23 protein-coding genes are annotated in these 24630 nt (G+C 60.1%); 17 read left to right on the top strand and 6 right to left on the bottom strand.

The features are described 5' to 3' along the window. The first annotated feature begins 1 nt into the window (after nt 1). Entirely contained in the window at nt 2–487 is a 486-nt protein-coding gene (locus FFS64_RS24050; RefSeq protein ID WP_137807410.1) for a DUF523 domain-containing protein, read from the top strand. Between the two features lie 124 nt (nt 488–611). On the opposite strand, the gene FFS64_RS24045 is transcribed toward FFS64_RS24050, so the two are convergent. Further along, complete coding sequence (locus tag FFS64_RS24045; protein WP_137807409.1) at nt 612–1199, bottom strand: transporter substrate-binding domain-containing protein; 588 nt, start codon at nt 1197–1199, stop codon at nt 612–614. A 135-nt stretch (nt 1200–1334) separates the two neighbouring features. Here FFS64_RS24045 and FFS64_RS24040 point away from each other — a divergent pair, with 135 nt between their 5' ends. Beyond that, nucleotides 1335–1760, top strand: coding sequence for a DUF4399 domain-containing protein (locus FFS64_RS24040; protein WP_137807408.1), 426 nt, complete (start codon nt 1335–1337; stop codon nt 1758–1760). Nucleotides 1761–1811: 51 nt separating this feature from the next. Here FFS64_RS24040 and serA read toward each other — a convergent pair whose 3' ends face one another. Continuing rightward, on the bottom strand, nt 1812–3041 hold the full coding sequence (serA, locus tag FFS64_RS24035; protein WP_137807407.1) for a phosphoglycerate dehydrogenase: 1230 nt from the start codon (nt 3039–3041) through the stop codon (nt 1812–1814). A gap of 204 nt (nt 3042–3245) precedes the next feature. Here serA and FFS64_RS24030 point away from each other — a divergent pair, with 204 nt between their 5' ends. The 4 genes from FFS64_RS24030 to FFS64_RS24015 all read left to right on the top strand — a co-directional run bounded on the left by FFS64_RS24030 (nt 3246) and on the right by FFS64_RS24015 (nt 7562). Next, on the top strand, nt 3246–4640 hold the full coding sequence (locus tag FFS64_RS24030) for an FAD-binding oxidoreductase (RefSeq protein WP_137807406.1): 1395 nt from the start codon (nt 3246–3248) through the stop codon (nt 4638–4640). 31 nt (nt 4641–4671) lie between these two features. After that, the gene (locus FFS64_RS24025) at nt 4672–5337 is read left to right on the top strand and encodes a fumarylacetoacetate hydrolase family protein (protein ID WP_137807405.1); all 666 of its coding nucleotides are present in this window, start codon (nt 4672–4674) and stop codon (nt 5335–5337) included. A 264-nt stretch (nt 5338–5601) separates the two neighbouring features. Beyond that, nucleotides 5602–6528 (top strand): SdiA-regulated domain-containing protein, encoded by a 927-nt coding sequence (locus tag FFS64_RS24020; protein WP_137807404.1) that lies wholly within the window; start codon nt 5602–5604, stop codon nt 6526–6528. A 116-nt stretch (nt 6529–6644) separates the two neighbouring features. Further along, entirely contained in the window at nt 6645–7562 is a 918-nt protein-coding gene (locus tag FFS64_RS24015) for an SdiA-regulated domain-containing protein (RefSeq protein ID WP_137807403.1), read from the top strand. Between the two features lie 128 nt (nt 7563–7690). On the opposite strand, the gene rpiA is transcribed toward FFS64_RS24015, so the two are convergent. Continuing rightward, nucleotides 7691–8365: a ribose-5-phosphate isomerase RpiA gene (gene rpiA / locus FFS64_RS24005; protein ID WP_137807401.1), complete on the bottom strand. Its 675-nt coding sequence runs from the start codon at nt 8363–8365 to the stop codon at nt 7691–7693. A 147-nt stretch (nt 8366–8512) separates the two neighbouring features. Here rpiA and ilvA point away from each other — a divergent pair, with 147 nt between their 5' ends. Beyond that, a complete protein-coding gene (gene ilvA / locus FFS64_RS24000; protein ID WP_137807400.1) occupies nt 8513–10027 on the top strand; it encodes a threonine ammonia-lyase, biosynthetic in 1515 nt (504 codons plus the stop codon). A 39-nt stretch (nt 10028–10066) separates the two neighbouring features. After that, entirely contained in the window at nt 10067–10492 is a 426-nt protein-coding gene (locus FFS64_RS23995) for a DUF2269 domain-containing protein (protein ID WP_137807399.1), read from the top strand. 106 nt (nt 10493–10598) lie between these two features. Here the strand turns inward: FFS64_RS23995 and FFS64_RS23990 are convergent, their stop codons facing one another. Next, complete coding sequence (locus tag FFS64_RS23990; protein ID WP_137807398.1) at nt 10599–11255, bottom strand: HAD family phosphatase; 657 nt, start codon at nt 11253–11255, stop codon at nt 10599–10601. Between the two features lie 143 nt (nt 11256–11398). Here FFS64_RS23990 and FFS64_RS23985 point away from each other — a divergent pair, with 143 nt between their 5' ends. Together FFS64_RS23985 and ptsP are read left to right on the top strand one after the other, a co-directional pair. Beyond that, the gene (locus FFS64_RS23985; RefSeq protein WP_007897732.1) at nt 11399–11878 is read left to right on the top strand and encodes an RNA pyrophosphohydrolase; all 480 of its coding nucleotides are present in this window, start codon (nt 11399–11401) and stop codon (nt 11876–11878) included. A gap of 22 nt (nt 11879–11900) precedes the next feature. Beyond that, the gene (ptsP, locus tag FFS64_RS23980) at nt 11901–14180 is read left to right on the top strand and encodes a phosphoenolpyruvate--protein phosphotransferase (protein WP_137807397.1); all 2280 of its coding nucleotides are present in this window, start codon (nt 11901–11903) and stop codon (nt 14178–14180) included. 148 nt (nt 14181–14328) lie between these two features. On the opposite strand, the gene FFS64_RS23975 is transcribed toward ptsP, so the two are convergent. Next, the gene (locus FFS64_RS23975) at nt 14329–15075 is read right to left on the bottom strand and encodes an NRDE family protein (protein WP_137807396.1); all 747 of its coding nucleotides are present in this window, start codon (nt 15073–15075) and stop codon (nt 14329–14331) included. A 123-nt stretch (nt 15076–15198) separates the two neighbouring features. Here FFS64_RS23975 and FFS64_RS23970 point away from each other — a divergent pair, with 123 nt between their 5' ends. The 3 genes from FFS64_RS23970 to FFS64_RS23960 all read left to right on the top strand — a co-directional run bounded on the left by FFS64_RS23970 (nt 15199) and on the right by FFS64_RS23960 (nt 17910). Then, nucleotides 15199–15981, top strand: a complete 783-nt coding sequence (locus FFS64_RS23970; protein ID WP_137807395.1) for a sulfite exporter TauE/SafE family protein — start codon at nt 15199–15201, stop codon at nt 15979–15981. 96 nt (nt 15982–16077) lie between these two features. Next, on the top strand, nt 16078–16890 hold the full coding sequence (gene lgt / locus FFS64_RS23965) for a prolipoprotein diacylglyceryl transferase (RefSeq protein ID WP_095196328.1): 813 nt from the start codon (nt 16078–16080) through the stop codon (nt 16888–16890). A 48-nt stretch (nt 16891–16938) separates the two neighbouring features. After that, entirely contained in the window at nt 16939–17910 is a 972-nt protein-coding gene (locus FFS64_RS23960; protein ID WP_137807394.1) for a thymidylate synthase, read from the top strand. 53 nt (nt 17911–17963) lie between these two features. Here the strand turns inward: FFS64_RS23960 and cadR are convergent, their stop codons facing one another. Then, the gene (gene cadR, locus FFS64_RS23955; RefSeq protein WP_137807393.1) at nt 17964–18413 is read right to left on the bottom strand and encodes a Cd(II)/Pb(II)-responsive transcriptional regulator; all 450 of its coding nucleotides are present in this window, start codon (nt 18411–18413) and stop codon (nt 17964–17966) included. An 85-nt stretch (nt 18414–18498) separates the two neighbouring features. On the opposite strand from cadR, the gene FFS64_RS23950 reads away from it, so the two are divergent. The 4 genes from FFS64_RS23950 to FFS64_RS23935 all read left to right on the top strand — a co-directional run bounded on the left by FFS64_RS23950 (nt 18499) and on the right by FFS64_RS23935 (nt 24597). Continuing rightward, entirely contained in the window at nt 18499–20754 is a 2256-nt protein-coding gene (locus tag FFS64_RS23950) for a heavy metal translocating P-type ATPase (RefSeq protein ID WP_137807392.1), read from the top strand. Nucleotides 20755–20770: 16 nt separating this feature from the next. Beyond that, nucleotides 20771–21634, top strand: a complete 864-nt coding sequence (locus FFS64_RS23945) for a LysR family transcriptional regulator (RefSeq protein ID WP_137807441.1) — start codon at nt 20771–20773, stop codon at nt 21632–21634. A gap of 162 nt (nt 21635–21796) precedes the next feature. Further along, nucleotides 21797–22873 carry a putative 2-aminoethylphosphonate ABC transporter ATP-binding protein gene (locus tag FFS64_RS23940; RefSeq protein ID WP_137807391.1) on the top strand — a complete coding sequence of 359 codons (1077 nt, stop codon included), beginning with the start codon at nt 21797–21799 and terminating at the stop codon, nt 22871–22873. Then, entirely contained in the window at nt 22873–24597 is a 1725-nt protein-coding gene (locus tag FFS64_RS23935; protein ID WP_137807390.1) for a putative 2-aminoethylphosphonate ABC transporter permease subunit, read from the top strand. The genes FFS64_RS23940 and FFS64_RS23935 overlap by 1 nt, the downstream gene beginning before the upstream one ends. Nucleotides 24598–24630: the final 33 nt, after the last annotated feature.

Here is a 24630-nt window from a genome sequence, read left to right as displayed (position 1 = left end):
CATGCAGAAAATTCTGGTAAGCCGCTGCCTGCTGGGCCACCGCGTACGCTACGACGGCGGCGCCAGTGGGCCATTCGACCAGCTTCAGCTGTGGCTTGACGAAGGTCGGGTCGTGCCGCTGTGCCCGGAAGTCGCCGGAGGTTTGCCGACGCCGCGAGCGGCCGCGGAGATCTCGGGCGGGCAGGGCAGTGAAGTGCTGGATGGCCAGGCGGCGGTGATTACCACTGAGGGTATCGATGTCAGCGCGCAGTTTCTGTCCGGGGCTTATCAAGCGCTGGAGCTGGTGCAACAACACGGCATCCGCATTGCCATACTCAAGGCCAACAGCCCGTCCTGCGGCAACCTGCTGACCTATGACGGTACGTTCAGCGGGGTGAAAGTCAGTGGCGAAGGGGTGACGGCGGCGTTGCTCAAGCGCAATGGGGTTCAAGTCTTCAGCGAACTGGAGTTGGCTGAAGCGGCGCAATTGCTGGCTACACAAGACTAACTAACACCACAAAACACTGTGGGAGCGGGCTTGCCCGCGATGAGGCCATAGCATCAAACATCGATGCTGAATGTACGGTCGCCATCGCGGGCAAGCCCGCTCCCACATTTGATCTCCATTGCCTTCAGGGTTTTGGTGCCAAACCCGAATCCACCCCAAACCACTTCTTCTCCAGCGCCTCAAGCCGCCCATCCGCCTTGATCCGCTGCAACGCGTTTTCCAGGCTGACATGAAACGCCGGGTTACCCTTCTGAAACGGAATCGCCAGGTTCACCGCCGTGGCGGTTTTCGGTTTTTCTTCCGTCAGCGACTGCACCAGCAGAATTGAACGCGGCTCTTCGTCTTTCTGCGCGATCAATTGCGCATCGGTACGAATGTAAGGTTCGCTGAAGTCGAAACGATCCTGAAGCGCCGGGGTCTCTGCAATGTGATTGATGGCGATGTCGTATTTGCCGCTTTCGACACCGGTCAACAGATCGGTGGCGTCAGTGATGACAAAGTCGGCGCGCACATCCAGTTCGTTGGCCAGCATCTGACCCAATTCGACTTCGAAGCCTGCAAGATTGCCGTCTTCCTTGAAATTGAACGGTGGGGTATTCGCCTCAAGGGCAATGCGCAATTCGCCGCGGTCGTTGACGTCGTCAATCAGTTCGGCATGAGCCAAAGGGCTCAGAAGGGGTAGCAGGCAGATCAGGCCAGGCAGAAAGCGCATGGTCACTCCTTGAATTCATTATTTGCGATGCTCTGGTTCAGGCTCGCTTTGCTATGGTTGTCGAGTGCCTTCGACAACGATTGACCATGAAGTTGTGATGGTCACGCGAATTTTACGGAAAAACTGGAGAAGAGAATGAAAACCTTTATGTCACGTGCTGCTTTGGCTGGCCTGCTGATGGGTGTTTCGGTATTGGCCAGTGCGGCTACACCGGCACCCAAGGGTGCTGAAGTGTCCATTGTTTCTCCCAAGGACGGCGGCACGGTTCCGCAGACCTTCATGGTCAAATTCGCTGTCGAGAATATTGCGCTGGCGCCGGCGGGGGATGTTACCAAGAACACCGGGCATCATCATTTGCTGATCGACGTTGACGAGTTGCCTGCCGCCGGGCAGACGATCCCGGCCGATGCCAGTCACGTGCACTTCGGCAAGGCACAAACCCAGGCTGAAGTCACACTGACACCGGGCAAGCACACGCTACAACTGATACTGGGCGACAAAAATCACACCGTGTTCGATCCTCCGATTGTTTCCGAGAAAATCACGGTCAACGTTAAATAAAAAAAGGGAGCCCCGGCGAGGGGCTCCCTTTTTACTTACCGCTTGCCGCTCTTAGAACAGTACGCGACTACGGATGGTGCCGTTGACGTGTTGCAACTTCTGTTGCGCCAGGTCCGAGTACTCGGCGTCTACGTCGATCACCACGTAGCCGACTTTCTCGTTGGTCTGCAGGAACTGACCGGAGATGTTGATGCTGTTTTCGGCGAAGACCTTGTTGATTTCGCTCATCACACCCGGGATGTTCTCGTGGATGTGCAGCAGACGGTGCTTGCCAGGGTGAGCCGGCAGGGCCACTTCCGGGAAGTTCACGGACGATACCGAAGTACCGTTGTCGCTGTACTTGACCAGTTTCTCGGCCACTTCCAGACCAATGTTGGCTTGCGCCTCGGCGGTGGAACCACCGATGTGCGGGGTCAGGATCACGTTGTCCAGGCCACGCAGCGGGCTTTCGAATTCTTCGTCGTTGGAGCGTGGCTCCACCGGGAATACGTCGATGGCCGCGCCGATCAGGTGTTTGTCCTTGATGGCAGCCGCCAGATGGTCCAGCTCGACCACGGTGCCGCGCGCGGCGTTGATCAGGATGCCGCCCTTCTTGATGGCGCGGATCTCCTTCTCGCCGATCATCCACTGGGTGGCAGCGGTTTCCGGAACGTGCAGGGTCACGATGTCGGACATGCCGAGCAGTTCGTGCAGGTTGCCGACCTGGGTGGCGTTACCCAGTGGCAGCTTGGTCACGGTGTCGTAGAAGTAAACCTGCATGCCCAGGCCTTCAGCCAGGACCGACAGTTGAGTGCCGATCGAGCCGTAACCGACGATGCCCAGCTTCTTGCCACGGATTTCGAAGGAATTGGCCGCGCTCTTGATCCAGCCGCCACGGTGGCAGGAAGCGTTCTTCTCAGGGATGCCGCGCAACAACAGGATCGCTTCGGCCAGCACCAGCTCGGCAACGGAGCGGGTGTTGGAGTACGGGGCGTTGAACACGGCGATACCGCGCTCGCGTGCCGCGTCCAGGTCGACCTGGTTGGTACCGATGCAGAAACAACCGACAGCCACCAGCTTCTTCGCGTGATCGAAGATCTCTTCGGTCAGTTGAGTGCGCGAACGAATGCCGATGAAGTGAGCATCAGCGATCTTTTCCTTGAGCTGGGCTTCCGGCAGAGAACCTGTGAGGTACTCGATGCTGGTGTAGCCCGCCGCCTTGAGGACGTCGACAGCCGATTGGTGGACGCCTTCGAGAAGAAGGAACTTGATCTTGCTCTTATCGAGAGAAGTCTTGCTCATCTGCGTAAACCTGTATCCCGGAGAAAAATGGCAGGAGATAGCCAGCAGACGCTGACCCGGACGGCGTGACAGCCGTCGCCGCAGTACAGCCTTTGGGCACTATGCTGCGGGGTCGGTATGCTAGCATATGCGCCCCGCTAAACACTCATTCCTGCGACGTGAAGCGTTCTCAGGATGACCATGAATTGTTCGAGAGTTCTGTCGATGACCAATCCTGCCCTGATTGATGAGCTGAAGACCTTGGTTGAGCCTGGCAAGGTGCTGACCGATGCCGACTCCCTGAATGCTTACGGTAAGGATTGGACCAAGCATTTCGCCCCGGCTCCGACCGCCATTGTGTTCCCGAAGACCACCGAACAGGTCCAGGCCATTGTCCTGTGGGCCAATAAACACAAGGTAGCGCTGGTGCCGTCGGGCGGTCGCACCGGGCTATCGGCCGCCGCAGTGGCAGCCAATGGTGAAGTGGTCGTGTCCTTCGACTACATGAATCAGATCCTCGACGTGAACCTGACTGACCGCACTGCCGTTTGTCAGCCAGGCGTGGTCACCGAGCATTTGCAGAACGTGGCCGAGGAAAAGGGCCTGTACTACCCGGTGGACTTCGCTTCGGCAGGATCGAGCCAGATTGGTGGCAATATCGGCACCAATGCCGGCGGGATCAAGGTCATTCGCTACGGCATGACCCGCAACTGGGTTGCCGGCATGAAAGTGGTCACCGGAAAGGGCGACGTGCTGGAACTGAACCGCGACCTGATCAAGAACGCCACCGGCTACGACATGCGTCAGCTGTTCATTGGCGCCGAAGGCACTCTCGGCTTTGTGGTTGAAGCAACCATGCGTCTGGATCGCGCCCCGAAGAACCTCACCGCGATGGTTCTGGGTACTGCCGATTTCGACTCGATCATGCCGGTGCTGCACGCGTTCCAGAGCAAACTCGACCTGACCGCCTTCGAATTTTTCTCCGACAAAGCCTTGGCCAAGGTCCTGGCGCGGGGCGACGTGCCGGCACCGTTCGAAACCGATTGCCCGTTCTACGCGCTGCTGGAATTCGAAGCGACCACCGAAGACGTGGCCAATCACGCCCTCGAAACTTTCGAACACTGCGTAGAGCAAGGCTGGGTGCTGGATGGCGTGATGAGCCAGAGCGAAACCCAGTTGCAGAACCTGTGGAAGCTGCGCGAATACATCTCCGAGACCATCTCCCACTGGACGCCGTACAAAAACGACATCTCGGTCACCGTGTCGAAAGTGCCGGCGTTTCTCAAGGAAATCGACGCGATTGTCGGCGAACACTACCCGGACTTCGAAATCGTCTGGTTCGGCCACATCGGCGACGGCAACCTGCACTTGAACATCCTCAAGCCGGATAACCTGAGCAAGGACGAGTTCTTCGCCAAGTGCGCCACCGTCAACAAGTGGGTATTTGAAACCGTCGAGAAGTACAACGGCTCGATCTCCGCCGAACACGGCGTGGGCATGACCAAGCGGGATTACTTGACCTACAGCCGTTCCCCGGTTGAGATCGAGTACATGAAAGCCGTCAAAGCCGTGTTCGATCCGAATGGCATCATGAACCCGGGCAAGATTTTCGCTGTTTGACTTTTAAGAGCTACGAACCAGGAGTCGGTCCATGAGCTATCAGCACCAGTATGTCGACGGCACGCGTATTCACTTCCCGCTGGGGAAAGTGGTGTGCATCGGCCGTAACTACGCCGAACACGCCAAGGAGCTGGACAATCCGGTGCCTACCGAGCCGTTGCTGTTCATCAAGCCGGGCAGTTGCGTCGTGCCGCTGGAAGGCGGTTTCAGCATTCCGACCGAGCGTGGTTCGGTGCATTACGAAGCGGAAATCGCGGTGCTGATCGGCAAACCATTGTCGACCCGGCCGAGTCGTGAGGAAGTACTCGACGCCATCTCCGGTTTCGCCCCGGCTTTGGATCTGACCCTGCGCGACAAGCAGGCCGAACTGAAATCCAAGGGCCTGCCCTGGGAAATCGCCAAGTCCTTCGACGGTGCAGCGGTGATTGCCCCGTTCGTGTCCGGCAGCACATTCGCCGACCTGGCCGACATCGGCATCCGCCTGACCATCAACGGCGAAGTTCGCCAGGATGGCAACAGCAGCGCCATGCTCAACCCCATTGTGCCGATGATCCAGCACATGGCCGGCTGCTTCTCGCTGCAGGCCGGCGATGTGATTCTCACTGGTACGCCAGTTGGCGTCGGCCCGCTGAATGTTGGTGATGAAATTGTCCTGGAGCTTCCAGGCGCCAGCAGTTTCACCAGCAGCGTCCGCTAAGACAACGCAAACCCATTGTAGGAGCGAGCTTGCTCGCGATGGACCTGAGAACGACGCGGGGTGTCAGGTTTCCAGCGTTATCGTTGACGACCATCGCGAGCAGAGCTCGCTCCTACATTAGGGCGTGCGATTGCTCCCAAAAGGGCTTTCCCGCCATTTCCCGTTTTTTTCACATCCCATCTGGATAATTCCAGGGCTTTCGGCGTCTGAGCCGATCCCAATTGTGCTATTACCCATAGCCTGAATTTCTGGATGCATTCGCCGATGGCCACCCAACCGCTACCTTCGCTTGAAACTGCTCGCCGCTCGCGCTTTGCCCTGCGTTGGTATGTCTGGCTTTTGTTGGTGGTCGCTGCCGCCTACGGACTCGCGTTTGCCATGCATTGGGATGACCGTGGCGCACTTTGGCTGCAAGAGAGTTTCCAAAGCACCACTGAGCGCCAGGAGAGTGTCTGGCTGCCGGACTATCAGGTGGTGATCGATGCCAAGCCGCTGCCGGGCATGGAAGAGGATGAAGCCTCTGACCTGGCCTACGATCCTCAGAGCAAAACCTTGTATTCGGTGATGGGCAATAAACCGTTCCTGGTCGAACTGTCCTTGCAGGGTGATGTGCTGCGCAAGATTCCTCTGGTGGGCTGGAGCAACCCTGAAGGGGTAACCGTGTTGGGTAACGGTCTGCTGGCGATTGTCGATGAGCGCGATCACTTGCTCACTGTGGTCAAGGTCGATGCCGATACCCGTGAGCTGAACGTTGCCAACTTCCCGAAGTACGACCTGGGGACTTCGAAAAACCAGAACAAGGCGTTCGAAGCCATTGCCTGGGATTCGCGCAATCAACAAGTGTTGCTGGGCGAAGAGCGTCCGCCAGCGCTGTTTACCTGGAAGAGTGACGGTCAGAAGCTGATTGGCGATAAACAGAAGCTCGCCAGTAACGAGCTGGACTTGCGCAATCTGTCAGCCCTGGCGATCGACCCTCGAACCGGCCACACACTGGTCCTGTCCGCCGATTCCCACTTGCTGCTGGAGTTGGACGAGAAGGGTGAGCAAGTCAGTTTCATGACCCTGCTGCGAGGTTTCAATGGCCTGAAAAAGACCATTCCCCGTGCCGAAGGTGTGGCTCTGGACGAAGCCGGGACGCTCTACATCGTGAGCGAGCCGAACCTGTTCTATCGTTTCGAAAAACAGCGCTGAACCGAACTTGTAGGACTTTTGGCGCTTGGTTGTAGGAATTGGCAAGTGGCCATTAAGCTTCAATTCAGACTGTCGTGATATTCCATCCGCCTGTTTTGATTCCGAGCCTGCCCCCAATGCGCCGATTTGCCCGCCCCAAACCGCTGATTTTCATCGTGTCGATGATCGCGTTGATCCTGTTGATCGCGTTCGGCCAGCACCTGCGTCTATTCGAGCGTGCCTGGTTCAACCTGCAGACGCTCTGGCAACCGATGAGTACTCAATCCATCGGCCTGGACCAATACCGGGTGGTGGTGGAGGGGCAGGTCATTGAAGGGTTGGACGACGATGTTTCAGCGCTTACCTACGACCCGGTACGCAAAAGCCTGTTTACCGTCACCAACAAGAACGCCGAGCTGATCGAGCTTTCCCTTGATGGCAGGATTGTGCGCCGCATCGCGCTGGTCGGTTTTGGCGATCCGGAAGCGGTGGAGTTCATCAGTGCCGATACCTACGTAATTACCGATGAGCGCGAACAGCGGCTGATCAAGATTCATCTGGAGCCGGACACCACTTTTCTCGATTCCGCCGATGCCGAACAGATGACCCTCGGCGTGCACATGGCTGGCAACAAAGGTTTTGAAGGTCTGGCTTACGATTCGGTGGGCAAGCGCCTGTTTGTCGCCAAGGAGCGCGACCCGATGCTGATTTACGAAGTGCACGGTTTTCCGCATTTCAATCCGGAAAAATCCTACGCGGTACACGTCGTGAACAATCCCAAGCGGGACGCCGGGATGTTCGTGCGCGATCTGTCGAGCCTGCAATATGACGAACGCAGTGGTCACTTGATGGCGCTGTCCGACGAGTCGCGGCTGATTCTGGAGCTGGATGTGGACGGGCGACCGCTGAGTACCATGTCGTTGAGCAAAGGGCGTCAGGGGCTGCAGAAGACCGTGCCGCAAGCGGAAGGAATCGCCATGGATGACGACGGCACGATGTACCTGGTGAGTGAGCCGAATCTGTTCTACGTCTTCAAGAAGCCAACACAACCCTGACAAACACCCAAAAACAACTGTGGGAGCGAGCCTGCTCGCGAAAGCGATCTGCCAGCCAACATCTCTATCGACTGACAGGACCCATTCGCGAGCAGGCTCGCTCCCACAGGTTTTTCGGCGTGCCTGGCTTACTTGGCGCGCAGGGTTTTCACACCTTCACTGGTTCCCAGCAGCAGCAGATCCGCCGGACGGGCCGCGAACAGGCCGTTGGTGACCACGCCCACGATCGCATTGATCTGCGTCTCCAGTTCTACTGGATTGGTGATCTGCAGGTTGAACACATCGAGGATGATGTTGCCGTTGTCGGTCAGTACGCCTTCACGGTAGACCGGGTCGCCGCCGAGTTTCACCAGTTGGCGGGCCACGTGGCTGCGGGCCATCGGGATCACTTCCACAGGCAGCGGGAACGCGCCGAGTACCGGAACCAGTTTGCTGGCGTCGGCGATGCAAATGAAGGTCTTGGCCACGGCGGCGACAATTTTCTCGCGGGTCAGGGCTGCGCCACCGCCCTTGATCAGGTTCAGGTGCTCGTCGCTTTCATCGGCGCCATCGACGTAGAACTCCAGGTCACTGACCGTGTTGAGTTCGTACACCGGAATGCCATGGCCCTTGAGGCGGGCAGCGGTGGCCTCGGAACTGGCAACCGCGCCATCGAAGGCACCCTTGTGTTGCGCCAGGGCATCGATGAAGCAGTTGGCGGTGGAGCCGGTGCCGACCCCGACGATGCTCTTGTCGTCGAGTTTCGGAAGGATGAAGTCGACGGCGGCCTGAGCCACTGCCTGTTTGAGTTGATCCTGGGTCATGCGGGCTCCGGAAGCGGGCAAGGTAAGACGGAAAGGCCGGCATTATAGCTCCAAGTCGAGCTAAAACCTCTTGATTCGTGTGGTCGCCCGCCCAAAAGCCGGGTTAGACTCCGTGGTCCTGCCCAACCCGCTCAGTGATGCTTTCCGATGCTTGAACAGTACGTCAAAAAGATCCTCACCTCGCGCGTTTATGACGTTGCCGTAGAAACCCCATTGCAGACTGCCCGTCAGCTCTCCGAGCGGCTGGGCAACGAGATTTGGCTCAAACGTGAAGACTTGCAGCCGGTGTTCTCGTTCAAGATTCGTGGCGCTTACAACAAGCTGACCCAATTGAGCGATGAAGAGCGCGCCCGTGGCGTGGTTACGGCTTCAGCCGGCAACCATGCGCAAGGCCTGGCCCTGGCGGCGAAGGTATTGGGCGTGAAGGCGACCATCGTCATGCCCAAGACCACCCCCGAGATCAAGGTCGAAGGCGTGCGTTCGCGCGGTGGCAAAGTGGTGCTGCACGGTGATTCGTTCCCCGAAGCCCTGGCCTACTCGCTGAAACTGGTCGACGAAAAAGGCTACGTCTACATTCACCCCTATGACGATCCCCACACCATTGCCGGGCAGGGCACGGTGGCCATGGAGATCCTGCGTCAGCATCCGGGGCGCCTGGACGCGATTTTCGTTCCGGTGGGCGGCGGCGGCTTGATTGCCGGCATCGCGGCGTACGTCAAATACCTGCGTCCGGACATCAAGATCATTGGCGTCGAGCCGGACGATTCCAACTGCCTGCAAGCAGCCATGGCCGCTGGCGAGCGCGTGGTGCTGCCGACCGTGGGCATCTTTGCCGATGGCGTGGCGGTGGCCCAGATCGGCCAACACACGTTTGATATCTGCAAAGATCATGTGGATGAAGTCATCACAGTCAGCACCGACGAAATCTGTGCGGCGATCAAAGACATCTACGACGATACCCGCTCGATCACCGAACCTGCCGGCGCCCTGGGCGTGGCCGGGATCAAAAAGTATGTCGAGCAGCATGGCATCACCGGGCACACGTTGGTGGCCATCGACTCCGGCGCCAACGTCAACTTCGATCGCCTGCGCCACGTGGCCGAGCGCGCCGAACTGGGCGAGGGCCGCGAAGCCATCATCGCCGTGACCATCCCCGAAAAACCGGGCAGCTTCAAGGCGTTCTGCGAAGCCATCGGCAAGCGCCAGATCACTGAATTCAACTACCGCTACAACACCGGCAGCGAGGCGCACATCTTCGTTGGGGTGCAGACGCACCCCGACACCGACCCGCGCAGCGCATTGATCGCCAGCCTCGGCGAGCAGGGCTTCCCGGTGGTCGACCTGACCGACAACGAACTGGCCAAGTTGCACATCCGTCACATGGTCGGCGGTCGCGCGGCGCATGTGGTGGATGAAGTGATCTTGCGTTTCGAATTCCCGGAGCGTCCGGGAGCGCTGTTCAACTTCCTCAACAAGTTGGGTGGGCGCTGGAACATCTCGATGTTCCACTACCGCAATCATGGTGCGGCGGATGGCCGCGTGGTCGCGGGCCTGCAAGTGCCTCACGATGAACGCCACCTGGTGCCGGCGGCGCTGGAAGAAATCGGCTACCCGTACTGGGATGAAAGCGACAACCCGGCCTATCAGCTGTTTCTTGGCTGAACGGCTACGCTGATGGGCACGGCATAAGGAAATCGAACCATGGAAACGTTAACGGCCCTGAAAGCGGCGCACATGGTGGCGACGGTGGTGGTGCTGCTGTGTGCGCTGGGTCTGGGGATCTGGGTCTGGCGGACCCGGCGTAATGGCGATGCAACGGCGGCAAGCCGCACTCTGCAACGGCCGCGCGTGTTCATCTGGCTGTTGATGGGGCTGGCGCTGCTGAGCATGCCGTTTACCGGCTGGTGGATGGTGCACCTGGTGGGCTGGCCGTTGGGGCAGACCTGGCTGCTGGCGTCGAGCGTGCTTTACACCGTGGGGGCGCTGGCGTGGTTCTGGTTGCTGGTGCGACTGAACAAAGTGCGCAAGACGCCGGGGGGCGTGGGCAAATTCACCTTTGCCCTGGCGTTGTTCAGTTTTGCCTGCTTTATCGCCATTGCCGGGTTGATGGGGGCTAAACCCGTGTAGGAGCGAGCTTGCTCGCGAAAAACTCAAGATCGCTGCGGGGCATCAGGCGCCCCGCATAATCGTTAACGACCATCGCGAGCAAGCTCGCTCCTACAGTAAGGTGATGTCAGTCGCGCAGTGTGATCACCGGCCAGCCACGCTTATCTGCTTCGGCGCGCAAATTGGGATCCGGATCGACCGCAATCGGATTCGTCACCTGTTCCAGCAGCGGCAAGTCATTCATCGAGTCGCTGTAGAAGTAACTGTCTTCCAGGTTGTGCCCTGTCTCTTCCAGCCAGCGATTCAACCGCGTCACCTTGCCTTCACGGAAGCACGGCACATCGGTGCTGCGCCCGGTGTAGCGGCCATCGATCATTTCGCATTCAGTGGCGATCAGGGTGTCGACGCCCAGGCGCTCGGCAATGGGACCTGTAACGAAGCGGTTGGTCGCCGTGATGATGACCAGTTTGTCGCCAGCATCGCGGTGTTGGGCCAGCAGTTCGAAGGCTTTGGGCAACATGAGTTGGTCGATGCAATCGCGCATGAACTCGCTGTGCCATTGGTCCAGCGTGGCCATTTCGGTACGGCCAAGCACTTCCAGGCAGAAGTTCAGGTAGGCATCGTTATCCAGTTTGCCAGCCAGGTAGTCCTGATAGAACTCGTCGTTGCGTGCCTTGTAGGCGACGGCGTCGAGGAAGCCGCGCTCACAAAGGTAATCGCCCCAAGCGTGGTCGCTGTCGCCGCCCAAAAGCGTGTTGTCCAAGTCGAATAAAGCCAGCCGCATTGCAGTTACTCGCTGAAAAGTCTGTAGAAAGGCGTCCAGAATACGGACTTTTCACAAGAGTGCACATAACGTAGTCCGGCGCGTTGCTGCCCTCACAACCTTTGTGGAACAATGCGACGACATGCGTTTGCGAGGTTGTTGCCGTGATCGACCCCGATGGTTTCCGTCCTAATGTCGGGATCATTCTTACGAATGATGCCGGCCAGGTGCTATGGGCTCGCCGTATCAATCAAGATGCCTGGCAGTTTCCTCAAGGCGGGATCAACCCCCAGGAGACGCCGGAAGACGCCTTGTACCGCGAGTTGAACGAAGAAGTGGGCCTGGAGCGCGAAGATGTTGAAATACTCGCCTGCACCCGGGGCTGGTTGCGCTATCGTTTGCCGCAACGTCTGGTCAGGACCCACAGCCAACCGCTGTGCATCGGCCAGAAGCAGAAATGGTTTCTCCTGCGCCTGATCTCCAACGAGCAGCGGGTGCGGATGGATTTGACCGGTAAACCGGAATTCGATGGCTGGCGCTGGGTCAGCTATTGGTATCCGTTGGGCCAGGTGGTGACATTCAAGCGCGAGGTGTATCGCCGCGCTCTCAAAGAGCTTGCCCCGCGCCTTTTAGCGCGCGACTGACGACGGAGTTCGACCCCGAGCCATGCTCAATACGCTGCGCAAGATCGTCCAGGAAGTTAACTCCGCCAAGGATCTCAAGGCGGCGTTGGGGATTATTGTGTTGCGCGTCAAAGAGGCCATGGGCAGCCAGGTCTGCTCGGTCTACCTGCTCGATCCCGAGACCAACCGTTTCGTGCTGATGGCCACCGAGGGCTTGAACAAGCGTTCGATCGGCAAGGTCAGCATGGCCCCCAATGAAGGTCTGGTCGGTCTGGTCGGCACGCGTGAAGAACCCCTGAACCTCGAAAACGCCGCGGATCACCCGCGCTACCGCTACTTTGCCGAAACCGGCGAAGAGCGCTACGCCTCGTTCCTTGGGGCGCCGATCATCCACCACCGTCGCGTCGTCGGCGTGTTGGTCATTCAGCAGAAAGAACGCCGCCAGTTCGATGAAGGTGAAGAAGCCTTCCTCGTGACCATGAGCGCACAGCTCGCCGGCGTTATCGCCCACGCCGAGGCCACCGGTTCGATTCGTGGCCTGGGCCGTCAGGGCAAGGGTATTCAGGAAGCCAAGTTCGTCGGCGTACCGGGTTCGCCAGGTGCGGCGGTCGGTACTGCGGTCGTCATGCTGCCACCAGCCGACCTGGACGTGGTGCCCGACAAGACCATTATCGACATCGAGGCTGAGCTGGGGCTGTTCAAGACTGCTATCGAAGGCGTGCGCGCCGACATGCGCACCTTGTCCGCCAAGCTCGCCACGCAGTTGCGCCCCGAAGAGCGGGCCCTGTTCGACGTTTACCTGATGATGCTCGACGACGCGGCGCTGGGCAATGAAGTGACCACCGTGATCAAGACCGGGCAGTGGGCCCAGGGCGCCTTGCGCCAGGTGGTCACCGATCACGTCAACCGTTTCGAGCTGATGGACGACGCCTACCTGCGTGAGCGTGCGTCGGACGTCAAGGACCTGGGACGTCGCCTGCTCGCTTATTTGCAGGAAGAGCGTCAGCAAACCCTGGTCTACCCCGACAACACCATTCTGGTCAGCGAAGAGCTGACGCCGGCGATGCTCGGCGAGGTCCCGGAAGGCAAGCTGGCCGGTCTGGTTTCGGTACTCGGTTCCGGCAACTCCCACGTGGCGATCCTGGCACGGGCCATGGGCATCCCGACGGTGATGGGCCTGGTCGACCTGCCGTACTCCAAGGTCGACGGCATCCAGATGATCGTCGACGGCTACCACGGCGAGGTCTATACCAACCCGAGCGATGTGCTGCGCAAGCAGTTCGCCGAAATCGTCGAGGAAGAAAAACAACTGGCCCTGGGGCTCGATGCGCTGCGCGATCTGCCCTGCATCACGGTCGATGGGCATCGCATGCCGTTGTGGGTCAACACCGGCCTGCTGGCGGACGTGGCGCGGGCACAGAAGCGCGGCGCCGAAGGTGTCGGCCTGTACCGTACCGAAGTGCCGTTCATGATCAACCAGCGTTTCCCGAGTGAAAAGGAACAGCTGGCGATCTACCGCGAGCAACTCGCCGCGTTCCACCCGCAACCGGTGACCATGCGTACCCTGGACATCGGCGGCGACAAGTCGCTGTCGTACTTCCCGATCAAGGAAGACAACCCGTTCCTCGGCTGGCGCGGCATACGCGTGACCCTGGACCACCCGGAAATCTTTCTGGTGCAGACCCGCGCCATGCTCAAGGCCAGTGAAGGCCTGAACAACCTGCGGATTCTGCTGCCGATGATCTCCGGCACCCATGAGCTGGAAGAAGCCCTGCACCTGATCCACCGGGCCTGGGGTGAAGTGCGCGACGAAGGCTGCGACGTGCCGATGCCGCCGATTGGCGTGATGATCGAGATTCCGGCGGCGGTGTATCAGACCAAGGAACTGGCGCGGCAGGTGGACTTCCTGTCGGTCGGCTCCAACGACCTGACCCAGTATCTGCTGGCCGTGGACCGAAACAACCCGCGGGTGGCCGATCTCTACGACTACCTGCACCCGGCGGTGCTGCAAGCCCTGCAAACCGTGGTGCGTGACGCCCATGCCGAAGGCAAGCCGGTGAGCATCTGCGGCGAGATGGCCGGTGATCCGGCGGCGGCCGTGCTGTTGATGGCGATGGGTTTCGACAGCTTGTCGATGAACGCCACCAACTTGCCGAAAGTGAAGTGGATGTTGCGCCAGATCAACTTGAGCAAGGCCAGGGAATTACTGGCTGAGCTGATGACCATCGACAACCCGCAAGTGATCCACAGCTCGCTGCAACTGGCGCTGAAGAACCTCGGGTTGGCGCGGATGATCAATCCGGCGGCGATCAAACCCCACTAGATCTGCTGCGCCCCCATCGCGGGCAAGTCGCACCGCCGCTCCCACAAGGTTTGTGGTGTGACATAGATAACATTCACACCAGAGATCACTGTGGGAGCGGCGGTGCGACTATTCGACTTGCCCGCGATGGCGTCAGCTCGGGCGCCGTCTAAAGCAGAATCTCCACTTCCCCAAGATGCCCGCCATACGGCCCGAAACTCCTTTCGACCAGATGCCGCGAGCCGTCCGCCCGTACAATCAACGCCGTACTCGCCCGAGTCCCATAACTCTGGCTGGCAATGAACACGCTCGACAGCAGCGTCTCGGTGGCCAACCCCACTCCCGTGTCCGGCAGATCGGCAAACGGTGCTTGCTGGGCATCGCTGAGCAATGCCAGCAGCGCCTGAGGTTGCGGATCGTTCAGGACTTCGTTCAATGCAGCCTTGGCCTTGAGCAGTTTCGGCCATGGCGTATCCAGCCCGGCGTTCGACAGCCCATAAACCCCGGGAGGCAGCATCACTGCTTCCGATTCCCGGGCATTGAAGTGCCAGAGCCCATGGGGATTGCCAACCAGCAGGTTAAATCCGCCGTATTCCGGTGAACGTGCGACAACATCGGCTAGATAATCATCGATCGGCATTTCGCCAGTGAGGAAGCGTGCCACCAGTTCACCCCGGGACTTGCGCCCTGGTGGTCGATGGGGATCGCGGATGTTCGTCAGTGCGGCAAACCGCCCGTTGGCGCCGACACCGAGCCAGGTGCCCCCTGCCTCCAGGTCGCGGCCGGCGAACACCTGCGGTGCTTCGGGCCATGGCGCCAGCGGCAGGCTGGGGCGGGCATAGAACTCGTCGCGGTTGGCCGCCACGATCAACGGCTGGGCATGACCCGGTCGCCAGGCGAAAACAATCAGGCACATAAGGTGGTCCTTGTGTGTTTTTTTACCCACTCTACGCAGTCAGGGTGCGGGTATCCATCGCCATCCAGTGGAGCCTGAGGCCATGCATCCGTTACCATGCCGCTCCGGTTTTGGGGATGCACCATGGAATTTCTGCTCTATCTGGCGCTAGGCGCCTGCGCAGGCGTGCTGGCCGGGCTGTTCGGGGTCGGTGGCGGGATCATTATCGTCCCGGTGCTGGTGTTCAGTTTCAAGGCGCAAGGTTTCGATCCGTCGATCCTGACGCACCTCGCGGTCGGTACATCACTGGCGACGATCATCTTTACCTCGGTCAACGCCGTGCGCGAACACCATCGTCGTGGCGCCGTGCGCTGGCCGATCTTCGTGTGGATGACCGTCGGCATTCTGATCGGTGCCGGATTCGGCGCCCTGACCGCCGAAGCGATCTCCGGACCCAACCTGCAAAAAATCATCGGTGTGTTCGCCCTGGTGATCGCCGCGCAGCTGGCGCTGGACATCAAGCCCAAGGCCAGTCGAACCGTGCCGGGTAAAGCCGGGCTGACCGTGGCCGGTAGCGTGATCGGTTGGGGCTCGGCGATTTTCGGGATTGGCGGTGGTTCGCTGACCGTGCCGTTCCTGACCTGGCGCAGCGTACCGATGCAGCAGGCGGTGGCAACCTCCTCGGCGTGCGGCCTGCCGATCGCGTTGGCAAGTGCATTAAGTTTCATGATTCTGGGCTGGCACGATCCTCTGTTGCCGGCCCATAGTCTCGGTTTTGTTTATTTGCCGGCCGTGCTGGGCATTGCCCTGACCAGCATGGTCTTTGCCCGCTTCGGTGCGCGACTGGCGCACAATCTGTCGCCAAAGTTGCTGAAAAGACTGTTTGCCGCTTTGCTGTTCTGCGTTGGTCTGAACTTTCTAGTCTGAAGCATCTGCTCTGACGCGCAGCGCAATCCTGGCTTAATCCTGAGGTGACAGCGTCGCCCGGGAATTTGAAGATTTGAACGCTAATAAGGAGTCGCAATGCTGCCTTACCCGCAGATCGACCCGGTGGCCCTGGCCATTGGTCCACTGAAAATTCACTGGTACGGGTTGATGTACCTGATCGGCATCGGCGGCGCCTGGTGGCTGGCGTCACGCCGGTTGAACCGCTTCGACCCGACCTGGACCAAGGAGAAACTCTCCGACATGGTGTTCTGGATGTCGATGGGGGTGATTGTCGGCGGGCGCCTGGGTTATGTGCTGTTCTACGATCTGCATGCCTACCTGGCCAACCCGACGCTGATATTTGAAGTGTGGAAGGGCGGCATGTCGTTCCACGGCGGCTTCATCGGCGTGATGCTGGCGGCGCTGTGGTTCGGCAAGAAGAACAACAAGTCGTTCTTCCAACTGATGGACTTCGTTGCACCGATGGTGCCGATCGGTCTGGGTGCCGGGCGCATCGGTAACTTCATCAATGCAGAGCTGTGGGGCAAGGCGACCGACGTGCCGTGGGCGATGATTTTCCCGCCGTTCAGCGACCCGGCGCAGTTGCCGCGTCATCCGTCGCAGCTGTATCAGTTTGCGCTGGAAGGCGTGGCGCTGTTCCTGATCCTGTGGCTGTTCTCGCGCAAACCGCGGCCAACCATGGCGGTATCGGGCATGTTCGCGCTGTTCTATGGCATTTTCCGTTTCATCGTCGAATTCGTCCGCGTGCCGGACGCGCAACTGGGCTATCTGGCCTGGAACTGGCTGACCATGGGTCAGGTCTTGTGCGTGCCGATGATCGTCGGTGGTCTGTTCCTGATCTGGCTGGCGTATCACCGCGCTCCGGCCACTCCAGCGGCAGCCGTATAAATTCGAACCCCGCAGCGACGGCTGCGGGTTCAAGGACACAGGTAACTCATGAAGCAATATCTCGAACTGGTCGCCCACGTCATCAAGAACGGCACCAAACAGGCTAACCGCACCGGCGTAAACACCATCAGCTTTCCCGGTGCGATGCTGCGTTATGACCTGCAGGAAGGTTTCCCGGCGATCACCACGCGTAAGATGGCCTTCAAATCGGCCATCGGCGAGATGTGCGGTTTTCTGCGTGGCGTGAACAACGCCGCCGAGTTCCGTGCGCTGGGCTGCAAGGTCTGGGACCAGAACGCCAACGAAAACGCCCAGTGGCTGGCCAACCCGTTCCGTCAGGGCGAAGACGACCTCGGCGAAATCTACGGCGTGCAATGGCGCAAATGGCCGGCGTACAAGCAGATCCCGGTCAGCAACCCGGCCGCCATCGAGCAGACCCTGAAGCAAGGCTACCGTCAGATCGCCGAAGGTGAGGAAGACGGCCAGGCCTACGTGGTGCTGTACAAGGCCATCGATCAGGTGCGCCAGTGCGTCGACACCATCATCAAGGACCCGGGCAGCCGCCGCATCCTGTTCCACGGCTGGAACGTCGCCCAACTCGATGAAATGGCCCTGCCGCCGTGCCACTTGCTGTACCAGTTCCACCCGAATGTCGAGACCAAAGAGATCTCTTTAACGCTCTACATCCGCTCCAACGACCTGGGCCTGGGCACGCCGTTCAACCTCACCGAAGGCGCCGCGCTGTTGAGCCTGATCGGTCGCCTGACCGGCTACACGCCGCGCTGGTTCACCTATTTCATCGGCGACGCCCACGTCTACGAAAACCACCTGGACATGCTCAACGAACAGCTCAAGCGCGAGCCGTTCCCGATGCCGAAACTGAAAATCTCCGACCGCGTGCCGGAGTTTGCCAAGACAGGTGTGTATCAGCCGGAGTGGCTGGAATTGGTCGAGCCGGGCGATTTTTCGCTGGAAGGCTACGAGCACCATGCGCCGATGACGGCGCCGATGGCGGTCTAAAGACAACCCTGTGGGAGCGGGCTTGCCCGCTCCCACAGGGTTAAGTGGTGTTCCTAATGGCCGTGGCTGCGGCCCACATGGGAATGCTCCACCTCGGTCGCAACGACCCCGCCACTCACTTCCAGCCGCTGCAAAATCCCGCATTGATCGATATCCGGCCCTTCGCCGCAGCGTTGGCGCAGGTCGAGCAATTGTGTCTGGAGCGCCAGCAACCCATCGATCCGCGCCTTGACGTGGTGGATGTGCTCGTCGATCAGCGCGTTGACGCTTTCGCACTGGTCCTGCGGGCTGTCACGAAAGGCCAGCAGGCTGCGGATTTCTTCGAGGGTCATGTCGAGGGTGCGGCAGTTGCGGATGAAGGTCAGGCGCTCGGCGTGGGCCTGGGTGTAGACACGATAGTTGCCGTCGCTGCGTGCCGGTTCCGGCAGCAGGTTTTCGCGTTCGTAATAGCGGATTGTTTCAACCGCACAATCCGTGAGTTTCGCCAGCTCTCCGATCTTCATGACGACGATCTCCAAAAAGGGTGCTTGACCCTATAGTGGCTACAGGGTCTTTACTTGGCAACAGGCACTTTTATGGACGAAACCCATGAGCGATTCCCTGCACACCCACAAACCCGAAGATGCTTGCTGCAGCACATTCAAACCCGTGAAGGCTCATGTACATGGTGGCCATGGTGATACTTGCTGTTCGTCGAAAGTCGCAGCGCCCGCGCTGATCCAGTTGAGCGAGGCGCCCAGTGCCGATGCGCGGCTGAGCAGTTTCCGCATCGAAGCGATGGACTGCCCCACCGAGCAAACGCTGATTCAGAACAAGTTAGGAAAACTGACTGGTGTGCAGCAGCTGGAGTTCAATCTGATTAATCGGGTGCTGGGTGTCACGCACAACCTGACGAGTACCGCGCCGATCATCGACGCCATCAAGTCCCTTGGCATGCAGGCCGAGCCGCTGGAGCAGGGCGCCGAAGCACCGGCGACGACACCGGGGAAAAAGCCCTGGTGGCCGTTGGCGCTGTCCGGCGTCGGTGCTCTAGTGGCGGAAGTGATCCACTTCACCAGTGCCGCGCCGAACTGGGTAGTCGCGGTTATTGCATTGATCTCAATCCTCAGTGGCGGCCTCGGCACCTATAAAAAGGGTTGGATCGCCCTGAAGAACCTCAACCTGAACATCAACGCGCTGATGAGCATCGCGGTGACGGGCGCGATCCTGATCGGGCAGTGGCCGGAAGCAGCGATGGTAATGTTCCTGTTCACCGTGGCCGAGTTGATCGAAGCCAAATCCCTGGATCGCGCACGCAACGCCATCAGCGGCCTGATGCAGATGACCCCGGAACAGGCGACGGTGTTGCAGGCCGACGGTAGTTGGGCCGCGCAAGACGTGAAAACCATCGACCTTGGTGCGCGGGTACGGGTGCGGCCCGGCGAGCGTATCGGTCTGGATGGCGAGGTACTGGCGGGCAACTCGACCATCGATCAGGCGCCGATCACCGGTGAAAGCCTGCCGGTGGAGAAAACGGTTGGCGACAAAGTGTTCGCCGGCACGATCAATCAGGCCGGTTCACTGGAATATACCGTGACCGCCGCGGCGAACCATTCGACCCTGGCGCGGATCATCCACGCCGTTGAACAAGCCCAGGGCGCGCGGGCGCCGACCCAGCGATTCGTCGACAGCTTCTCGAAAATCTACACCCCGGCGGTGTTTATCCTGGCCCTGGCGGTGGCGGTGATTCCGCCGCTGTTCATGAATGCACTGTGGTTTGACTGGATCTATCGCGCCCTGGTGTTGTTGGTCGTCGCCTGTCCCTGTGCCTTGGTGATCTCCACTCCGGTGACCATCGTCAGCGGCCTCGCGGCGGCGGCGCGCAAGGGCATTCTGGTAAAGGGCGGCGTTTATCTGGAAGGCGGCTACAAGCTCGATTATCTGGCCCTGGACAAGACCGGCACCCTCACCCATGGCAAACCGGTGCAGACCGATTACCTCTCGCTCGATCCCACAGCCGATGCATCGGCCCCGGTGATTGCCGCGGCGTTGGCCGGTCGTTCGGATCACCCGGTGTCGCGGGCCATCGCCAACGAGGTTGTGGATAAACAATCGGCGCCGCTGGCTGTGGATAACTTCGAGGCCCTTGGCGGGCGCGGGGTGCGCGGAGAAATCAACGGCAAGCTCTACCACTTGGGCAACCATCGCTTGGTCGAAGATCTGGGCCTGTGTTCGCCGGCGCTGGAAGACAAGCTGTTCGCCCTGGAAAAACAGGGCAAGTCGGTGGTGCTGTTGCTCGACCAGTCCGGCCCGTTGGCGCTGTTCGCAGTGGCTGACACGGTGAAGGCGTCCAGCCGCGAAGCGATCCGGCAACTGCACGAGCTGGGCGTCAAAACCCTGATGTTGACCGGCGATAACGTCCACACCGCCCAGGCGATTGCCGCGCAGGTCGGCATCGATCAGGCGCAGGGTGACCTGCTCCCGACCGACAAGCTGCAAGCCATCGAAGCGCTTTATGCACAGGGTCACCACGTCGGAATGGTCGGCGACGGTATCAATGACGCCCCGGCGCTGGCGCGTTCGCAGATTGGTTTCGCCATGGCCGCCGCCGGCACCGATACCGCCATCGAGACCGCCGATGTCGCCCTGATGGACGACGATCTGCGCAAAATTCCAACCTTCATTCGTCTGTCGCGGCAGACCTCGAGCATCCTCAAACAGAACATTGCCCTGGCATTGGTCATCAAGGCGATCTTTCTTGGGGTAACCTTCGCCGGGCTCGCTACCATGTGGATGGCAGTGTTTGCCGACATGGGCGTGAGCCTGTTGGTGGTGTTCAACGGTTTGCGCCTGCTGCGCAAATAGAAGAAGAGGGATGGTTGTGCTGAGTGCCGAGCTGAAGGCGTTTTACATGGTTGCCCGTCTGGGCAGCATTACCCTGGCAGCGAAAAAGCTCGGCCTGAGCCAGCCGACGGTGACGACCCAGATTCGCAACCTCGAAAGCCAATACTCGGTGGAACTGTTCTACCGTGGCGGGCGCCGTCTCAGCGTCAGCGAAGAAGGGGCGCGCCTGTTGCCGATGGTCAAGGCGTTGATGCAGCAGGAAGCCGACATCGAGTTTTTCCTGCGTAACAGCGGCCAGGTTCAAGGCACATTGCGCATCGCCGCCACGGCGCCGTATTACATCCTCGATCTGGTGAAGACCTTCCGCGAGCGCTTGCCGCAGGTGGAGGTGTCGGTGGAAATCGGCAACTCCCAGCAGGTACTCGAAGCGCTGGAGGAATACCGGGTCGATGTCGCGGCGTCGTCGCAGTTGCTGGAGGATGCGCGGTTGATTCGGCGGGTACTTGGCAGCGATCCGCTGGTGCTGGCGGTGCATCGCAACCATCCGTTGGCGGTCCACGACCACGTGCCGCTCAGCGCGCTGGCCGGACACACCTTGTTGATGCGCGAACCGGGCTCGACTACCCGGCGCATGACCGAAGAGTTGCTGGCCGGCGCGGGAGTGGGTGTCGGGCCATTGCTGGAGATCGGCAGCCGCGAGTCGATCCGCGAAGCGGTGCTGCGCAACATCGGCATCAGCCTCATCGCCCGCCAGGAAGTGCCCCACGATCCTCAGTTGCGGGTGCTGAGTATCGAGAATGCGCCCTTGCTGCCGGAGTATTTGTATTGCCTCAAGGAGCGCAAAAACGCGCGGTTGCCGGCGGCGTTTCTTGGGGTGGCGCAGGAAATGTCCCCGGCCTGAGATCTCGATTGCCTATGCTTACCAGCGATGGCGGTAGATCAGACAACACAAAACTTGAACCAAAAATCCCGAATACCACTATCGGCCGATTTTGCCTCACTGCCATATGACGGACGCATTACAACCCTAGGATGGCTTTCATCTGCTAGATGAGGTCCGTCCATGAACAACTCGATCGCCACTGCCCTGACCAACCCCGGCGCGCCAATGAAAGTGCGCGGCGTGCACAAGCGCTTCGGTGCCTTCACCGCACTGGATAATGTGTCCCTCGACGTGGCGGCCGGTGAGCTGGTCTGTCTGCTCGGGCCGTCCGGTTGTGGCAAAACCACGTTGTTGCGTTGCATCGCCGGTCTTGAACGGCAGGACAGCGGCGAGTTGTACCTGGGTGATCGCGACGTTTCCCACCTGGCGCCACAGGCTCGGGACTACGGCATTCTGTTCCAGTCCTACGCGCTGTTTCCCAATCTCACTGTCGAAGCGAACATCGCCTACGGCCTGGCCGGCAGTGGTCGCGATGAAGTGCGTCAGCGTGTCGGGCAGATGCTCGAATTGGTCGGCCTGAGCGGCAGTGAGAAAAAGTACCCGGGCCAATTGTCCGGTGGTCAGCAGCAACGGGTCGCGCTGGCTCGGGCCTTGGCACCGGCGCCGTCGTTGTTGCTGCTGGATGAACCGATGTCGGCCCTCGACGCCCGTGTCCGCGAGCACCTGTGTACTGAACTTCGGCAACTGCAACGGGAGCTCGGCGTTACCACCCTGATGGTCACCCACAATCAGGACGAGGCCATGCTGATGGCTGACCGCATCGCCGTGATGAACAACGGCAAGGTCGAGCAGTACGCCACGCCGCAGGACATCTACAACCGCCCGGCCACGCCATTCGTTGCTGAGTTCGTCGGCCAGGGCAACTGGTTGCCGTTCCACAGCGGCAGCGACAGTCACGCCCAGGTCGGTGGGATGAACCTGCGCCTGGCCGAGGGCAGCGCTAAGACCGCCTCGGGCCGTTTGTTCTGCCGTCCCGAAGCCATCAACGTCAACCCTGTGGTACACGAAGAAAACCTGTTCCCGGCCAAGGTTCGTGAAATCACATTCCTCGGCAACCGTTGCCGCATGAGCTTCGAACTCGATCAACTGCCGGGCCATGCACTGCTGGCCGAACTGGCACCGGACGCCATGCCGCGTCTCGGTGCGCAGCAGATCATGGTTGCCTTGCCACCGCGCAGCCTGCAGGTGTTTACCTGATGAGCGCGAACATCGCGCTGCCGCTACCGCGCAAGCAGGTGCGGCCAGTCTCTCGTGCCGAGATCGGTGATCGGTTGTTTGTGGTCGGCGGCAAAGTCCTGTTGCTGGTGTTGCTTGGCGTCGCTGTATTGATGCCGTTGCTGGCCATCTTCTGGCGCGGCTTCAGTTCCGAAGCCGGGCAGGGCGGTGGCTGGCTGGCGGCGCGGGAATTGATGACCAGTGCCAACTTCCACTGGCTGCTGGGAAACAGCCTCAAGGTTTCCCTCAGCGTTGCGGCCATTGTCGTACCGCTGGCCTACCTGTTTGCCTACGCCCTGCAACGCACGCTGATTCCGGGCAAAGGCATCTGGCGCGGGATCTCGTTGCTGCCACTGATGGCGCCATCGATGCTGCCGGGCATTGCGCTGGTTTATCTGTTTGGTAACCAGGGCATGCTGCGAGGGTTGCTCTCGGACAATATCTACGGCTTCTGGGGCATTGTGCTGGGGGAGGTCATCTACACCTTCCCACACGCCTTGATGATTCTGCTGTCAGCCTTGTCTTTGGCGGATGCGCGACTGTTCGATGCCGCTTCCAGCATGGGCGCCGGTCCGGCTAAAGCGTTTCGCAGCATCACCTGGCCAGCGACGCGCCAGGCGGTATTCGCCGCGTTCTGCCTGGTGTTCACTTTGACCATTACCGACTTCGGCGTGCCCGTGGTGGTCGGTGGCGACTATCAAGTGCTGGCGCTGGAAGCCTACAAAGCCGTGGTCGGTCAACAGCAGTTCGGTCGCGGTGCCTTGATCGGCATGGTGTTGCTGTTGCCGGCGCTGTTCAGCTTTGGCGTCGACGCCTGGTTGCGTCGCCGTCATGGCGATTCCATGAGCGGTCGGGCGCAAGTCTTCAAACCGGTGCCGTCGAAGCTGCGTGACGGCTGTTACCTGGCCATCGTGCTGCTGATTTGCGCTGCGTTGCTGATGGTGTTCGGCATGGCAGTGTTCTCGTCGTTGGTGAAATTCTGGCCATACAACCTGTCGTTGTCTTTGAACCACTACCAGTTCAACGACACGGCGGGCGGTGGCTGGCTGGCCTACGGCAACAGCGTGAAGATGGCGTTGTACACGGCGCTGATCGGCAGTGTGCTGATCTTCACCGGTGCCTACCTGATGGAAAAAACCAAGGGCCAGCGCGGACTGAATCTGACACTGCGCATGCTCAGTTTCATACCGATGGCGGTGCCGGGTCTGGTGCTTGGCCTGGGTTATGTCTTCTTCTTCAACCTCACCGGCAACCCGCTGCACGTACTCTACGGGACCATGACGCTGCTGGTGGTCTGCACCATTGCTCACTATTTGACCACCGCACAAATGACCGCGACCACCGCATTGCGCCAGCTCGACGCCGAGTTCGAAGCGGCCGCGCTGTCGCTCAAGGCGCCGCTGTACCGGCATTACCTGCGGGTCACCGTGCCGATTTGCCTGCCGGCGCTGCTGGACATCGTGCGCTACCTGTTCGTTTCAGCCATGACCACCGTATCGGCGGCGATCTTCCTTTACAGCCCCGACACCATCCTCGCGGCGGTGGCGGTACTGAACATGGACGACGCCGGCAACGTCGGCGGCGCGGCAGCGATGTCGACCCTGATTCTATTCACCTCGGCGGGCGTGTCCCTGCTGCTGGCCTGGGCTTCGCGTGGCTTGCTGCGCCGCTCGCAGGCCTGGCGGCAGACCGCGCCCGGTCATTGATCCCGTGCACACCCCTCAACTCAACAACAGGAA

Origin of the sequence: Pseudomonas sp. G(2018) (genome assembly GCF_005502415.1) — a bacterium.
Lineage (GTDB): Bacteria > Pseudomonadota > Gammaproteobacteria > Pseudomonadales > Pseudomonadaceae > Aquipseudomonas.
This window is presented reverse-complemented; position numbering and strand designations above follow the sequence as displayed.

Bases quoted from the DNA above. Each gene is read 5' to 3' on its own strand.
- FFS64_RS23940 (WP_137807391.1), top strand. From the start codon at position 21,797: ATGAACAACTCGATCGCCACTGCCCTGACCAACCCCGGCGCGCCAATG.
- FFS64_RS24050 (WP_137807410.1), top strand. From the start codon at position 2: ATGCAGAAAATTCTGGTAAGCCGCTGCCTGCTGGGCCACCGCGTACGC.
- FFS64_RS23975 (WP_137807396.1), bottom strand. From the start codon at position 15,075: ATGTGCCTGATTGTTTTCGCCTGGCGACCGGGTCATGCCCAGCCGTTG.
- ptsP (WP_137807397.1), top strand. From the start codon at position 11,901: ATGCTCAATACGCTGCGCAAGATCGTCCAGGAAGTTAACTCCGCCAAG.
- FFS64_RS23960 (WP_137807394.1), top strand. From the start codon at position 16,939: ATGAAGCAATATCTCGAACTGGTCGCCCACGTCATCAAGAACGGCACC.
- FFS64_RS23970 (WP_137807395.1), top strand. From the start codon at position 15,199: ATGGAATTTCTGCTCTATCTGGCGCTAGGCGCCTGCGCAGGCGTGCTG.
- rpiA (WP_137807401.1), bottom strand. From the start codon at position 8,365: ATGACCCAGGATCAACTCAAACAGGCAGTGGCTCAGGCCGCCGTCGAC.
- FFS64_RS23935 (WP_137807390.1), top strand. From the start codon at position 22,873: ATGAGCGCGAACATCGCGCTGCCGCTACCGCGCAAGCAGGTGCGGCCA.
- FFS64_RS24040 (WP_137807408.1), top strand. From the start codon at position 1,335: ATGAAAACCTTTATGTCACGTGCTGCTTTGGCTGGCCTGCTGATGGGT.
- cadR (WP_137807393.1), bottom strand. From the start codon at position 18,413: ATGAAGATCGGAGAGCTGGCGAAACTCACGGATTGTGCGGTTGAAACA.
- FFS64_RS24025 (WP_137807405.1), top strand. From the start codon at position 4,672: ATGAGCTATCAGCACCAGTATGTCGACGGCACGCGTATTCACTTCCCG.
- serA (WP_137807407.1), bottom strand. From the start codon at position 3,041: ATGAGCAAGACTTCTCTCGATAAGAGCAAGATCAAGTTCCTTCTTCTC.
- FFS64_RS23990 (WP_137807398.1), bottom strand. From the start codon at position 11,255: ATGCGGCTGGCTTTATTCGACTTGGACAACACGCTTTTGGGCGGCGAC.
- FFS64_RS24030 (WP_137807406.1), top strand. From the start codon at position 3,246: ATGACCAATCCTGCCCTGATTGATGAGCTGAAGACCTTGGTTGAGCCT.
- FFS64_RS24045 (WP_137807409.1), bottom strand. From the start codon at position 1,199: ATGCGCTTTCTGCCTGGCCTGATCTGCCTGCTACCCCTTCTGAGCCCT.
- FFS64_RS24015 (WP_137807403.1), top strand. From the start codon at position 6,645: ATGCGCCGATTTGCCCGCCCCAAACCGCTGATTTTCATCGTGTCGATG.
- lgt (WP_095196328.1), top strand. From the start codon at position 16,078: ATGCTGCCTTACCCGCAGATCGACCCGGTGGCCCTGGCCATTGGTCCA.
- ilvA (WP_137807400.1), top strand. From the start codon at position 8,513: ATGCTTGAACAGTACGTCAAAAAGATCCTCACCTCGCGCGTTTATGAC.
- FFS64_RS23950 (WP_137807392.1), top strand. From the start codon at position 18,499: ATGAGCGATTCCCTGCACACCCACAAACCCGAAGATGCTTGCTGCAGC.
- FFS64_RS23995 (WP_137807399.1), top strand. From the start codon at position 10,067: ATGGAAACGTTAACGGCCCTGAAAGCGGCGCACATGGTGGCGACGGTG.
- FFS64_RS24020 (WP_137807404.1), top strand. From the start codon at position 5,602: ATGGCCACCCAACCGCTACCTTCGCTTGAAACTGCTCGCCGCTCGCGC.